We start from the raw sequence: 14,265 nt of genomic DNA on the forward strand, positions 1-14,265 counted from the left end.
CGATAAAAATTCCGGGACGTTAAAATGCTAGACAATAAAAAATCCCTCAAGCACTATTGCTTGATGGATTTTTCGGTTTCACAGCCATAGCTGCTTAGTCATGATTCTTGCTGCTGGTTTATTTTACGGTAATTTTGTAAAGCTTCGATTGCGCGCCATTCAAGTCAACCTTAAGTTGACCTGCTGCCTGACTGGATGCATTCGTCCATAGGTCCGTAACTTTTACTTTGGAGGACGATGGAATGCCAACACGCGCAAAATCTACTGTTTTCGACACAGGGGCATTCGTATAGTTAAATACAGCAAGGTAGTAATCTTTCCCTTCTTGCATGATGAATGTATCCGCAGCCCCTGTACCTTTGTTGCCCTCTACTGGCTTGAACGCCTGACCTTTAAGTGCAACCTCATTAACTTGCTTGTTAGTGAGCAGCTTCTTCATCAATTCTTGTGCTGCCGGATTGCTGACATCGTCTGAGTTTAGAAATACAGTACCGGAAATAGCCGCTGAATTGATCCGAGACTGCGCAGCATCAAACGAACCGCCCTTCACAAGCGTCATATAATCTGGATCGGTATACGGATAGATCGTTCCGTTCTGCCACCAGCCATAGGTAAGGTTGTTTAGCTGATATTCCGTGCGGCTCAGTGAGCCGTCAATATCGCATGAGATCCGTCTTGCGTGGGCGTATTGACTCGGAAATAAAGGAGCAATAGAGGCGCTGATGAACATTTTTCCGCCAAGCACCTTATTGATATGAGCCATGCCTTGATTGTAAGCCTGAATGCCCGTTTGAACATTAGGGTCATAATGTTTGCCCTCGAAGGAGCCATGGCTTAGGAAATCGATTTTAATATACTCATATCCGTAATCAAGAAACCGTTTGAAATAATATTCAATCCGCTGCTTAGAACCCGGATGAGTCGGATCGATCGCGTAGGCGCCGTCTACTTTCGGCAGCGGGCTACCGCTTTGATCCCGCAAAATAATATCTCCATACGTGTATTTCCCGTCTGTACCCTCTACGACCTGACTCATGTTATCGCCCCAATAAACAAAAGGGCCATAATAAATGCCGGCTTTTTGCCCATTTTTGTTAATAACCTTAACTGCTTGCTTCAGCTGCTCCTCGGACAGATTATCCCAATAGGAGTCCAAATTAATATAAACATTGCCTTTGTTCGAGAAGGAATTTTTCTGCAAATTTTTCTTGAAGAAATCAGACACAGCGACTACTTTATCGTAGCTTAAATCACTTTCATATGCGCCCCAGCTGTTCCAGCCCACAGGCACACCCTTTGGCACACCGTGCTTAAATGCAAGCGGCGGCGCAACTGCAGCGTTCGCTTGACCGAAGCTCTCAAGGCCCTGGCGGTAGTCGGCATAGTAGCCAACGAGAATTTGCGGCGAAGTAATCGTCGTTCCCGTTACCTTTCCATGTGGAATCGTATCATGTGTCGAGGTAGGGGAAGAGAAACCGCCGTATACCTTAAGCTTGTTTAAACGATTATCAGAACCGCTCCAATAGATTCCTGTTTTCCATTTGTCATGTGTGACTGAACCAATAACCAATCCATTTCGGCTAGTATTATCATAAATAGCTGTCAATTCTGAGCTGACATAGTTATTGTTGTTCAGACTAGTATTCATCGTCCGCGCTTGGTATATAGACCACGCGTCATTATCGAACGGAGCGACCAGCACCCTATTATCCGAGTAGCTTCCAATATCGATTCCACCCTTGGCATTAAGGACAAGAGGAGCCATATCATTTGTGCTGAGCATGTCTTTACCCGTTACTTGTTGACTAATAAGAAAATAAGGCAAACGCTCATAGATTTGATAAATTTGCTTCATCGTCGGCAGGCCGGACTCACGATTCTCAATCGTTACCCGAATGCCTTTGCCATGACCGTCATTTATTTTTTCAACTTTTTTCATGGAGAACAAATGCTCAGCGTAGTTTTTGCTGTCGAGCTGCTTGTCCAATTGGATACTGCTGTACAATCCTTTGGCTATCGTCTTGTTGTTCCATTCGAACGCTGAAAGTCCAGACTCTGTGTTATAAATGATTTTGTAGACGCCGTTTGATAAAGTGACGCCTGACTTATGCTGCTCCACTTTAATCGAGCCAAATTTGCTGGAATCGATTTGCTTGCCAATATTGCCGATCCCATCCACATCACCCGGATTTTCACCCGGTGCCTGCGAGCTGATGATTTCGATTTTATCAATATCCGGCGACCATCCGCCGTCATCATCAAATAAAATGGTATTGCTGCCCGCTTGCAGCTGTACCTCAATACTGAACACACCAACCGTATCCCAGTTCGCAGTCGCAGGCGGGGAATAGGTCTCTTTCTCGCTATTGTTCACACGAATGGAAAATGACCGAGGATCGCCGGAAATATAGCTCACCTTCAAGGTATAGATCCCCTCTGCTGGAGCAGCAACCTTTTGGAAAAGCAGCGTTGATCCGCCCCAAATGTCGCCTACCTTTTTTCCACCGGAGCATTCCGTTTCCGCTTTGCAGGATTTTACAGCAGAATTGCCGGCTAGCTTATTGTCCGGTCCTTCCGCTTCATACACTTGTCCGCTTCCAGCAGGCGGTTCATTCGGATCTGTGCCCGGAACAGCATTCAGCAATTTCAGCTCGATCTTGTCAATATCCGGCGCGTATCCGCCTTCATCATCGAAACGAATGACGTTCTCGCCTTGACGAAGCTCCAGCTGGATCTCGTAAGTCCCTCGCGTGCTCCAATCTGCCGTTTTCGGCAAATCATAATGATCGGTTCCCCCGCCGTTCACACTGACGGCTAGTGATCTCGGATCGCCCGATATGTAATGCACCGTCATCGTATAGATCCCTTTAGTATCCACATTCACAGCGTTGAACTGCAAAGCAGAACCGCCCCACAGACTGCCTACCAGCTGATTGCCTGAGCAGCCAACCGCAAGCTCGCAGTCCTTAACCTCTGCTTTACCGCTAAGCTGATTAATGGCTGCCTCAGCCTCATAGGATTGGCTGTTTACAGCAGCAACCGGTGTCTGAGCCTCAGCAACTGTCGTATTCGCACCGACCGCCGTTTGGAATAACACAAGCAATGCAAAAATAATGGACCAACCTTTCTTGAATTTAAATCTACTCAACATTATTTCCTCCTCTTACCCGTTTAATATAAAGCGCTTTCTTTTTAAGTTTAAGGGTGAATCTCATGTTGAACTATCCAAGAATGTTATGATTCGTACTACAAACCCACTGACTTTAGAAAAATATAATATCGGATTGCAAAAAAAATATCCCAAAAGCAGAATACACTGCTCCTGAGACATTTTTTTGCAATCACTATATTTATTTGCTCGCTTTAAGCATTTCCCCAATAGCTCCAATGCTGCCAAGTGTATCGATTGCACGTGTTGGAATGAACACTTTATTCGCAGCTCCCTGAGCAATATCGGATAATGCCTCGAGCGAGCGGTATGTCAGCACATTCTCATCTAGTCCCGCAGAGCGTATAAGCTCAATTCGGTTTTTCTCAGCTTCTGCAATGGATTGAATAGCCTTCGCTTCGCCAAGCGCTTCCAGCTCCTGCGCATGGCGTTGACCCTCCGCTTGACGGATTCTGGCTTCCTTATCGCCTTCAGCCTTCAATATTTTACTTTGCTTGTCACCCTCTGCCCGCAAGATCATATCCTGCTTCGCCGCTTCTGCATCAAGCACCATAGCTCGTTTGCTTCGCTCCGCCTTCATTTGCTTATCCATTGCATCTTGAATGTCCGCTGGCGGCTGAATATCAATAACCTCTACCCGCTCGATACGCACGCCCCACTTCTCTGTCGCTTCATCCAGCGCGATCCGAATGTCGGTCGATATTTTCTCACGGCCTGATAATGTTTCATCAAGCTCCATTTTACCGATAATTTGCCTCATTGTAGCTGTGCTTATATTTCGCACCCCGTATACATAATCAGATATGCCATATGTAGCCTGTTCTGGGCCGGTCACTTGATAAAAAATAATCGTATCGATTTTGACCTGTACGTTGTCCTTCGTTATGACCGTTTGCGGCGGAACGTTCGCCTGCTGAATACGCAAATCATGATACGTTCGTACATGATCAATAATCGGAATTAGAATATTAACTCCCGGCGTAAGCAGCCGGTTAAACTTTCCTAGGCGCTCGACAACGCCTATCCTTTGCTGCGGTACGATTTTGATCGATAATGATACAAAAACGACAACGATAACCAATAAAATAATAGCAATAATATAACCCATATCTAGTTAGCCTCCCCATTTCTCAACTTGAAGCACTGCACTGCCGCGACTGACAACCCTAACTGTATCACCCTTCAATAACCGTTCATTCGATGCTGCACTCCACGTTTCATTTCCCACCTTGACGATACCGGGAACATCTGCCGCAATATCCTCAAGCACAATTCCTTGTTTGCCGACGAGCTCGTCCACGGCATCCTTAAAACCTTTTGAGGAATGGAAACGACGAGTAATTGGACCTGTGAAGATAGTCAAGATAAGGACAATGATACACCCAGCCACCATCTCCACGACAAATGAGCCCGGCCAAAACCAATCAATGACAGCAGCGACTATAGCACCAATCGCAAGCCAAAGCAAATAAAATGTAAGCGTCAGCATTTCCACGACGATCAGTATGCCAGCGAGAATAAGATATATCACCCACAATTCCATCCTTTCACCTCCCCTTCTTCATTAATGTATTCGTATATGACCAGCGTATGATAAGAAAACACTTGTCAAACCCCGCTTCACTATGTAGAATCAACAAGGGTCAAAAATAGACAACCTATTAAATTGAAGGAGCTTATTCTCATGAAAAAAGCAATTGGGGTTCATGAAAGACCGCCTGCCCTGCAAAGCGCACTGCTAAGCTTGCAGCATTTATTTGCTATGTTCGGCTCTACCGTGCTCGTACCGAATATACTCGGTGTTGATCCGGCAATTTGTTTGCTTATGAACGGAATCGGAACACTTCTTTATCTCTGGATATGCAACAATAAGATTCCAGCATATCTCGGTTCCAGCTTTGCATTCCTCGCTCCAGCAGGCGCCGTAATCGGCGATCAAGTGGGCGGAGGCAGCTATGCCGCTGCATTAGGCGGATTTATTATTTCAGGCGTTATCTTTACGATTGTCGCTCTCATCATTCAAGCAGCAGGCACCGGCTGGATCAATGTTGTATTTCCTCCAGCAGCGATGGGGGCAATCGTCGCGATTATCGGTTTAGAGCTCATTCCAGTTGCTGCTCGGATGGCAGGCTGGATTATTCCGACTGATGCCGATCCTGCCGTCGTATGGAGCCCGGATCCAAAGATCGTAATCCTATCTACCGTCACCCTTGCCGTAACGGTGTTAGGTTCCGTCTTATTCCGCGGATTCATGCGCATTATTCCGATTCTGATCGGTATTACTACAGGTTATGTACTCGCTCATTTCATGGGCTTCACTGATTTCAGCAAGCTTGCTGAGAATAGCTTTGTTCAATTGCCGCATTTCACTTTCCCTGAGTTCCACTGGTCGGCGATTATTGCGATTGCACCTGCGTCGCTTGTCGTCATTGCCGAGCATATTGGGCATTTGGTTGTTACGGGCAATATCGTAGACAAAGATCTATCGAAGGACCCAGGTCTGCACCGCTCCATGCTGGGCAACGGTATTTCCACCATTCTATCAGGTTTTGTAGGCTCTACGCCGAACACGACCTACGGCGAGAACATTGGTGTTCTAGCGATCACAAAGGTTTACTCCACCTTTGTCATTGGCGGCGCGGCTGTCATTGCGATCGTCCTTTCCTTCTCTGGTAAATTCTCTGCACTTATTTCCGGAATTCCAACGCCAGTTATGGGCGGTGTATCCTTGCTGCTGTTCGGTGTTATCGCTGCTTCCGGCTTCCGGATGCTCGTTGAGTCCAAAGTGGATTACAGCAAACCGACCAACCTGTTTTTGACAACCGTCGTTCTTGTGACTGGACTTAGCGGCGTAAAGCTTACAATCGGGGACTTCTCGCTTACTGGGATGGCGCTTGCAACCGTAGTAGCTATTATACTTAGTCTATTGTTCAAAGTATTTGACGTACTTAAGCTATCCAACGACCACGAATCATCAGGTCACTAAACAATAAAGACGGGGCCTCCTAGGAGGCTCCTTTTTATTTATGATTCTATTATTTTCTTGAATTTATTTCTGCTAGAAACTCATTTCCACCAAAAATTCCCCAAGCTGCTCTTCGGATATCACTCTTATGCCGTTTCTTCTAAGCAGAGCAGTCGTAACCCCATTTCCAGTCCTCTTATTGCCTTTAAACTCCCCATTATAAATCATGGCGCTGCCGCAAGAAGGGCTGTATTCCTTAAGTACAATCACTTCCGCATTTACTTCCTTCGCTTTTTTGAGCGTAATGTGTGCACCTTCCATATACATCGCCGTTACGTCCCTGCCCGATTTCTCTACTACTCTAGCTGTACCGTTTAACACATCATCGCCGTCGCCGCCAACAATTTCGGCTGACTCTCTTGGAGTAGAGAAACCGCCCAGCAATTCAGGACATACAGCAACGGCTTTCTTTTGCTGCACCAATTGTTGAATGATTTCATTTACACTATGCGTTGCATTATATCTTACCTCATACCCTGCTAAACAAGAGCTTACTAGGATCATAATCTGCACCTCTTTAAGAAAAATCATGATGTTCATTCATCTATTACTTTTATTGTACCATAGAAGCTGAGCAAGCTAATCTTAAGGAATCGTTACGATCCGCAAAAAAGTGCCTGCTTGCTTCCTTAATAGCATCAAGGTACATTTAACTCATATACAAATAGCCGAGCATTTGAACGATATAAAAAATTTAAAGGAGCTGCTTTCCTTCCCTACTCATGCTAACCTTGAACAGCTTGCTCAACTCATTGCAGATGGAACGATCAAAGCAGAGATCAACACTGTCTATTCTCTAGCAGATGTAAAACAAGCGCATAAACAATGCGAGGGAAAATGAGGGCGAGGCAGAATATTGCTAGAGTTATTGACTATAAAATAAAATGACCAAAGAGCCCTAGGACACATCCTTAGGGTTCTCTTTTTTTGGCGCGCCTAAATCCTTTGAAGCAAACCGCTGCCGCACTACATAACATAGGAGAAAAGGAGTGAGTCCCCCATGCCCGACTACCGTATTATCATCGATCTTTCCGATCGTCAGCTCTATCTGCTGGACGGCGACGTCGTCACTCAAGCTTTTCCCGTTGGCATCGGCAAAATGGTAACTCAAACGCCTACAGGTGAATTTACGATTATTAATAAGCAGCCCAATCCCGGCGGACCGTTCGGCGCCTTTTGGATGGGGCTCTCAAAGCCGCATTATGGCATCCATGGCACAAACGATCCTTCTTCCATCGGACATATCGTCTCACACGGCTGCATCCGAATGTTTAACGATGATGTACTCGCCTTGTCCAAAATAGTGCCTATTGGCACGCGTGTTACCATTCGCCCTTAGACTAGAAGCCAGCTTTAGCTTTCAGCTTCATCTTGCTTCATCGCTTCGTACTCCGTGAACGGGTCTGCAATATCGATGTGATGCGCCTCCGTGTCACTAACTCCCACATAGAGCTCCGCTCGGTTGTTAGCCTTGCGAACCAGTCCACCACTGAAGATTACATCAACTAAATTCGGGCGTTTAGCCGGGCCCTCAGGGAAGTCGCTTCTTGTTGCTATGATTTTGACCGGTGACTTCTCTCTCGTCCAAGGATTGAGAACAAATGACATCGCATGATAATGAAGATTGGAATCCTCATCCGTATAAGAGATGTGGCCTAATACGCCGAGATACCCATTTTTGAGCAAATGAATTTCATTTGCCCCTCCCCATTCATCCTTTAGAAATTGATCACGAAACAATGGAGCTTTAATAATAGCTGTTTCCGACAACTCCTCAAAGGAATCAATGATGCTAAAGCCGATTACAGCTCTCGTGCCTTCAATCCCAAATGGTCTCGAAAAAATACCGATCTTCCCATCAGATAATTGTGTTAAGCGAATATCCTTCATGTTCCAAGGGCCTGTTGCAGCATGTACAAGCTCATGCAAATTTTTCCCTCGGTAAAGCACAGTTTTCCAGCCTATGATCGACCTCGATGTTTCAGAGTCAAAATAAAGATGCACACCGCCGAAGATCCATTCGCCGTTAATTTTCGTAATAAAGGGATCCTGCAGCTGAAACTTAGGCAAATCCAGCTTCGGAGTCCATATCCCATCTTTGCATGTAAAGAAGATAATCTCGGATTCCTCCGAATGGCGATCTTCCACACGACCGGCAATATACAGCTCCCCCTCATTCAAGAATGGAGCAGTAATATTGTAAACATCGCGGTCCCCAACGCCAGCAAAATAAAGCTTCGTGCCTTGTTTTTGAGCAGGCTCATATTCTAGCAGCATCTCTTTGCATGTTTTCGTTATCCATTCCAGCTTCATCATGGGGTTCATTTGAATGTAAGCCTTTCTTAGGCGTATTCGTGCATTCCCTTATCCTTCAAAATTCTAACGATTTCCTTTACCTCTTGCGCCTTGTCTTTGGCACATATCAGCAGCGCATCCTTGGTATCCGCAATAATCAGACCATCAATTCCAATTGTAGTAATGAGCCGGTCATCGCCGTAGATGATGGAGTTCTGTGTGTCGATGCCTACATAGTTCGCTTTGACAATGTTTCCATGCTCATCTGGAGGAAATATCGCGCCGAGCGCATCCCAGCTTCCAATATCATTCCATCCAAAATCGCCTTCAATAACGACAACCTCGTCACTGCGCTCTAAAATACCATAGTCGATTGAAATGTTTTGCAGCAAAGGATAAATCTCATTAATCATTTCCTCTTCGCGCTCCGTGCCCATGTACGCAATTAAAGGGAGCATTGTTTTAAAGAGCCTCGGAAGAAACCTTTTGAAATTATCAATGATGCAGGAGGTTTTCCAAATAAACATACCGCTGTTCCACAAATAATGACCGGATTGAAGATAGGATTGCGATTTTGCAAAATTAGGTTTTTCGACAAATTCGGCTGCCTCATAAACATGACAAGGCTCCTTAATGAAAGAGTCTTTCTTGCAAGAAATATAACCATAGCCAGTTGAAGGAAAGGTAGGCTTGATGCCAATCGTAACAATCTTGTTTGTCTCCATAGCCACGATGCAAGCATCATTCAATGTTTTCTTAAAGTTATCCGATTCGGTAATATGATGATCGGATGGAAATACGACCATAAGAGAATCACCATGGTTTTTCTCAATAAATAAAGCCGCAAGGAGTATGCTCGCTGCCGTATTTTTGGCAACAGGCTCTACCAGAATGTTAACGTGCTGAACACTCTTATGCATGATCCTCTCGAGCAGCACCGCTTGGGTGCGATTCGTTACTACGATCGTGTTTTCCATCGGAATAACACCGTTAAAGCGTTCAATCGTATCATTGAGCATAATGTCGGTGCCGCTTATATTGATCAGCTGCTTTGGCAGCTCCTGCCGGGATAAAGGCCAAAAACGTGTTCCGCCTCCGCCTGCGAGAATCGTAGCAAATTTATTCATTGTGCATCACCTCATGAGCCATGCAGTATGAAACAATGTTTTCCGAGCCTTGATTTAAATTCAGGCCGCTTGCATGTATGCCATCGTAACAGCCGCCGGTCTCTGCATCTATTAACGATTCATGACGGGAGTTCCGCCCATGAAACCATTCATAGCATAAGGAAGCTTGCTCGCGATAGGTTTCCTTCCCTAACGTCTTGTACGCTTCTAAGCAGGCTAACAGCATCTCGCAAGCTTCTATCGGCTGCTCGTCATATAACGCTGCTTCTCCGCCTCTATCAAGCCAGCCATGACTGCCCACGGGTTTGAAATAACCTTCTTTTGCAAAAGTAATTAAAGCTAGAAAGTCCAAGCTTTCTTTAGCGGTTTGTCTGAATGCTTCTATATGCGAAAAATGTGATGCTTTGAAAAGCGCCCAAGGCAGCATCGCATTGCCATAAGTAATACGATCCTCAAACCACTGCCAGCCCTCTCCTTTATTKCTTTGATACTGCGTATGCAGCCTCATCGCTAATTCCTCAATTAACGAAACGATTTGAGCCTCTGGAAGAAAGGCTGGATCATCGCTTTCCATATTCGGATATGGGAACTTATAACGGAGCGCGTTCTCGGTCTGCATCATGGAAGTTAAGCCGATAATTGCATAAGCCATCGCTCTTGGCGATCTCAAGCTCCGCACATGCGGCAGCGCTTGATTGATCATATATTTACATGTATTTTGCACATTATGCGGGACGGATGGCTCCGAAAGTGTAAATCCAAGCGCCCACAAACAGCGCCCCAGACAATCCTCAGAGCCTGTTTTTTCTATGAACAAACGGTTGTAGTCCATAAAGTTTCGAAAGCTGCCGTCTTCATTTTGAGCATGATGAATAAAGGCCAAATACGTATTTATAAGGTTCAAGGATTCCTTATCTCTAATGCGCTTATTGAGCATAACTGCCGCAATCAAAGCCCTTGCATTATCATCGGAAGTATAACCTTTGGAACGGTCGGGAATACCGAATTTAGTATGCTGGAAGATGCCTGTATCATCTGTTAATGAGCGTAAATAATCGGTTGATAACGGCTTGATCATACTTACTCCCATTAAACCGCACTTCCTTTTAACACATAATGATGTGCCATCGTTTCACGGAAAAGTACCGCGTAAGATTTGGCGACTTCATTCCACATCATTGTACTGCCTAAAGCGAGCGTCTTGCTCTCCATTTCCGCTTTTAGATTCGGATCGTCCAATATCGTTACAATATGATTTTCTAATGATGCGGAATTGTGGAAATCTGCGAGCAATCCTCTTCCGTCAGCCAGCATCTCAACAGCGTAGCGGTACGGAGTCGAAATAATCACCCTGCCGTAACCAATTCCGAATGCTAGTGTTCCACTTACAGCTTGATCCTTGCCAAGATAAGGCGTCATATAAATATCCGACAATACAAGAGATTGAACAACCTCCTCTTGCGTTAGATGCTTATCAACAAACGTAACATGCTGCTGAAGGCCTAGCTTTTCCACTAGATCTGTCAGCTTCGTCCTGTACACTTCTCCAACCTCTTGTTTCACAACAGGATGCGTTTTGCCTAAAATCATATAAAGTGCTTCCGGGTGCTTCTTCACTACGCCGTTCATGGCCTCTATGGCATATTCAATCCCTTTGCCTGGGCTTAAAAAACCGAATGTTGAAATGATTTGCCGATTCGTATACCCGAACCTTTCTTTAAGCTCATTTCTAGATTCGGTCGCAACTACCGGAACCCCATGATGGAACATCTCTATCTTTTCAAGCGTTATGCCGTAAACCTCATGCAAATCCTGTATTTTGGTATGGGCCATCGTAATGACCTTATAGCTTAAATCCGCCAGCTGCTTCATAATTAAACGCTGTTTCTCGCTCGGTTCGGACAATACGGTATGAAAAATAACGATAAACGGGATTTTGAGCTTCGCTGCCAATTCCAAAACGTATTCTCCGCTTTCCCCGCCGTAAATGCCGAACTCATGCTGAATGACTAACATATCGATATTGGATTGATTAAGATCAATGGCTATTTTGCTATAATCTGCACGATTGTGCTGTCCAATCTGAGCCATCACCTGATTGCCGTACGCATAGGACTTGTTGTTGTTAACCGCAATCATGCGTGGTGCATTAAAATCTTGCATTTGTTCGATCTCATTCATCAGATCCTGAGAAAAAGTAGCTAATCCGCATTCTCTAGGCAAGCTCGTTCCCAAAAATGCTATATTCCGCTTGATTAAAACCTTTTTCAATGAAATCGCTCCCTTATTTTTAAAATATTTACAAATGACAATAAAAAAAAGAAATAAAGATGTCTTTATTTCCGAGATTAAACGATATGCTTTTGGTTTTTAGCTATCCCAGTGTTACCACTTAACAGCTTTCAGTTGCTGCCATTTCTTGCAATTCCGCTCCTATCTGCTGTTTAAACCTTAACACGACCATATTTTCTTGTCAATCGAGCGGGATTTGTACTGATTTGACAAGTAGAGAACTTGTGATAAAATTAACATATGACAAGAAAATATGGTCGTTAGCGGGCTGATTAGACATTCTATTGCTAATCGGTCTTTTTTATTGTCGGTTTGACAGTACCCCATTCGATTAGGAGGCAACAAATGATGAGCAATACTATCCAGTTAAACGAACGGGTCGATTTAAGCAAATCTAAGATTAATCTATTAAGAAAGCAAGGACAGGTACCAGCTATTGTATACGGCAAGGATGTCGGCAGCATTTCTGTTATCGTCGCTGAGAAAGAAATATTATCAGTCATTAAGCACAACCCGCGCGCTATTTTAAATGCAGCTATTCCGGAAAAAGGGAATAAGCCAGTATTAATTCAAAATATACAAAGAGATCCGCTGAGMAATAAAATTGTTCACGTTGATTTCTATCAATTGAATATGAATGTGAGTTTAGATTCGAAAGTAACGATTCATTTCTCCGGAGAACCAGCAGGTGTCAAAGAAGGCGGAATGCTTCAAGTTGAGATGTACGAAGTAGAGGTTCGCTGCATGCCAGACAATCTGCTCAGCGCATTCGAGGTAGATATTAGCGGCCTTAAAATAGGAGATCATTTACTAGTGTCTGATCTCTCCTTCCATGAAGGCATCGAAGTTTTGTCCGATCCTGGTGCGATGTTAGTTAAAATCTCGCAAGCACAAGCCGAAGAAGTAGTCGCTTCCGCATAATTATCATATAAAAAGTAAAGGGAACCCTATACAAAATGTACAGGGTTCCCTTTTATTTATCCGGATCTATATCTTTATCGTCATGAACGACTACAATAAACTGTCCAGGACTTACATCAAAATATTTGCATAACCTCCATAACAGATCCCGCGGATACTGAACCATCTCATCCTTATACATCTTCCGAACAGAATCAAAATGATAGTCAATATCTTTGGCAAGCTGCCTAATCGATAGGTTTGGATCTTTAGCTCTCATGATTTCTTTTAAATTACTATGAACCCCCGGCATGTGAACACCCCCACTTCGATAAATATATAACGGTCTAAATATATAATCAACCATTCCAACCTCTAGTATTCCCACTTTTTAAATATGACGATAAGTAGTGCTTCTTTTTTTKTTAGAACACACAAAAAAACGGCTCTATCTCTAGAGCCGTACGATTTATATACTTTGGTGCGGTAGACAGGATTTGAACCTGCACGTCCATKGGACACTACCCCCTCAAGATAGCGTGTCTGCCGTTCCACCACTACCGCACATTGTAAATTGTACGATCCTTCACTCACATCTTCTTATCAAAGAAAATGGTGAGCCATGAAGGACTCGAACCTTCGACACCCTGATTAAAAGTCAGGTGCTCTACCAACTGAGCTAATGGCTCTCGTGTGATTGCAACGAGCTCCATAGAGCTGGTACACTTTGAGGATTAATGGTGACCCGTAGGGGACTCGAACCCCTGTTACCTCCGTGAAAGGGAGGTGTCTTAACCACTTGACCAACGGGCCGTCTGGAACTAAGAGAACAAATATGCTTGAGACAACAAAAATGATTATATCAGCTTATCATCAGAAGTTCAAGCATTTTTTCTCAAGTTTTTTAAAATATAATTTTAGCCTTACGATTCAATCGTTTCAGCCTTAAATACATTGTCTAACTTGTCTTCAGGCGTAAGTCTTTTCTTAAGCGGCACCTTAACGTCTCTTCCCAATTCTTTGAAGAAGGTTTCAACGTCACATTCGATTTTGTCCACAAATACTGATAATTTGCCTCTTTCGATAATCGCTTCATTGCCTTCGGCTGGTACAGTTACTTCGATTGAGTATTTTTTCATTAAGGTATTGCTGTACCGTGCGAAAATCTCAAGCAATTCCTCGTTGTTAAATTTGCTAATCGCTGCTTGTCCCTTGTTCGTAAAGTTTAAGTTTATTTTCATGTTTACAGCTCCTCATCTCTAATGATGCATCTGTTTTCACGGCTCGAGCAACTTATAACGAAAAAACCACTCTCTAGTCAGATTTATGATCTGAATATAAAGTGGCATCATCTATCAGAAAAGTGCATGCAAAATGACACCTTCTAAGTTCACCTATATACATCGGCAAAGAGTAAGTTATGGTGCGGTAGACAGGATTTGAACCTGCACGTCCAT

Annotated in this window: 14 protein-coding genes and 3 tRNA genes; 4 read left to right on the forward strand and 13 right to left on the reverse strand. The window is 44.1% G+C overall.

The genetic code is table 11. The annotated features are described in order from the left end of the window. Positions 1–118 precede the first annotated feature (118 nt). The 3 genes from AC1DSE_RS17935 to AC1DSE_RS17945 form a co-directional block, all read right to left on the reverse strand. Positions 119–3,151 (reverse strand): carbohydrate-binding protein, encoded by a 3,033-nt coding sequence (locus tag AC1DSE_RS17935; protein ID WP_477509092.1) that lies wholly within the window; start codon positions 3,149–3,151, stop codon positions 119–121. A 199-nt stretch (positions 3,152–3,350) separates the two neighbouring features. Further along, positions 3,351–4,277 carry an SPFH domain-containing protein gene (locus AC1DSE_RS17940; protein ID WP_339204557.1) on the reverse strand — a complete coding sequence of 309 codons (927 nt, stop codon included), beginning with the start codon at positions 4,275–4,277 and terminating at the stop codon, positions 3,351–3,353. Between the two features lie 6 nt (positions 4,278–4,283). Then, on the reverse strand, positions 4,284–4,712 hold the full coding sequence (locus AC1DSE_RS17945) for an NfeD family protein (RefSeq protein WP_477509094.1): 429 nt from the start codon (positions 4,710–4,712) through the stop codon (positions 4,284–4,286). A 141-nt stretch (positions 4,713–4,853) separates the two neighbouring features. Between AC1DSE_RS17945 and uraA the strand changes: the two genes are divergently transcribed. Next, positions 4,854–6,155: a uracil permease gene (gene uraA, locus AC1DSE_RS17950; RefSeq protein ID WP_339204559.1), complete on the forward strand. Its 1,302-nt coding sequence runs from the start codon at positions 4,854–4,856 to the stop codon at positions 6,153–6,155. 72 nt (positions 6,156–6,227) lie between these two features. Here uraA and AC1DSE_RS17955 read toward each other — a convergent pair whose 3' ends face one another. Next, complete coding sequence (locus AC1DSE_RS17955; protein ID WP_477509095.1) at positions 6,228–6,698, reverse strand: 2-thiouracil desulfurase family protein; 471 nt, start codon at positions 6,696–6,698, stop codon at positions 6,228–6,230. A gap of 109 nt (positions 6,699–6,807) precedes the next feature. Between AC1DSE_RS17955 and AC1DSE_RS17960 the strand changes: the two genes are divergently transcribed. Both AC1DSE_RS17960 and AC1DSE_RS17965 read left to right on the forward strand, forming a co-directional pair. Then, on the forward strand, positions 6,808–7,035 hold the full coding sequence (locus AC1DSE_RS17960) for a zinc-binding dehydrogenase (RefSeq protein ID WP_477509096.1): 228 nt from the start codon (positions 6,808–6,810) through the stop codon (positions 7,033–7,035). 159 nt (positions 7,036–7,194) lie between these two features. Next, complete coding sequence (locus AC1DSE_RS17965; protein ID WP_076267434.1) at positions 7,195–7,533, forward strand: L,D-transpeptidase; 339 nt, start codon at positions 7,195–7,197, stop codon at positions 7,531–7,533. A gap of 14 nt (positions 7,534–7,547) precedes the next feature. On the opposite strand, the gene AC1DSE_RS17970 is transcribed toward AC1DSE_RS17965, so the two are convergent. Genes AC1DSE_RS17970 through AC1DSE_RS17985 form a run of 4 tightly spaced genes read right to left on the reverse strand, consistent with a single transcriptional unit; the run spans position 7,548 to position 11,887 of the window. After that, positions 7,548–8,510 carry a DUF1861 family protein gene (locus tag AC1DSE_RS17970; protein WP_477509125.1) on the reverse strand — a complete coding sequence of 321 codons (963 nt, stop codon included), beginning with the start codon at positions 8,508–8,510 and terminating at the stop codon, positions 7,548–7,550. 26 nt (positions 8,511–8,536) lie between these two features. Further along, positions 8,537–9,616, reverse strand: a complete 1,080-nt coding sequence (locus AC1DSE_RS17975; RefSeq protein WP_477509097.1) for a mannose-1-phosphate guanylyltransferase — start codon at positions 9,614–9,616, stop codon at positions 8,537–8,539. Then, positions 9,609–10,706: a glycosyltransferase gene (locus AC1DSE_RS17980; protein WP_477527978.1), complete on the reverse strand. Its 1,098-nt coding sequence runs from the start codon at positions 10,704–10,706 to the stop codon at positions 9,609–9,611. Before AC1DSE_RS17980 ends, AC1DSE_RS17975 begins: the two co-directional genes overlap by 8 nt. Next, a complete protein-coding gene (locus AC1DSE_RS17985) occupies positions 10,706–11,887 on the reverse strand; it encodes a glycosyltransferase family 4 protein (RefSeq protein ID WP_477509099.1) in 1,182 nt (393 codons plus the stop codon). Before AC1DSE_RS17985 ends, AC1DSE_RS17980 begins: the two co-directional genes overlap by 1 nt. Before the next feature lie 366 nt (positions 11,888–12,253). Between AC1DSE_RS17985 and AC1DSE_RS17990 the strand changes: the two genes are divergently transcribed. Continuing rightward, positions 12,254–12,829: a 50S ribosomal protein L25 gene (locus AC1DSE_RS17990; protein WP_477527979.1), complete on the forward strand. Its 576-nt coding sequence runs from the start codon at positions 12,254–12,256 to the stop codon at positions 12,827–12,829. Positions 12,830–12,881: 52 nt separating this feature from the next. On the opposite strand, the gene AC1DSE_RS17995 is transcribed toward AC1DSE_RS17990, so the two are convergent. From AC1DSE_RS17995 to AC1DSE_RS18015, 5 genes are all read right to left on the reverse strand, one after another. Further along, a complete protein-coding gene (locus tag AC1DSE_RS17995) occupies positions 12,882–13,121 on the reverse strand; it encodes a helix-turn-helix domain-containing protein (RefSeq protein WP_339204567.1) in 240 nt (79 codons plus the stop codon). A gap of 166 nt (positions 13,122–13,287) precedes the next feature. After that, a tRNA-Leu gene (locus tag AC1DSE_RS18000) sits at positions 13,288–13,372 on the reverse strand. 49 nt (positions 13,373–13,421) lie between these two features. Continuing rightward, positions 13,422–13,497: transfer RNA gene (locus AC1DSE_RS18005), tRNA-Lys, on the reverse strand. Between the two features lie 49 nt (positions 13,498–13,546). Next, positions 13,547–13,621: transfer RNA gene (locus AC1DSE_RS18010), tRNA-Glu, on the reverse strand. Positions 13,622–13,731: 110 nt separating this feature from the next. Continuing rightward, positions 13,732–14,049 (reverse strand): hypothetical protein, encoded by a 318-nt coding sequence (locus AC1DSE_RS18015; protein ID WP_076267429.1) that lies wholly within the window; start codon positions 14,047–14,049, stop codon positions 13,732–13,734. Between the last annotated feature and the right edge of the window lie 216 nt (positions 14,050–14,265).

This window comes from Paenibacillus sp. 01L418, assembly GCF_056400045.1.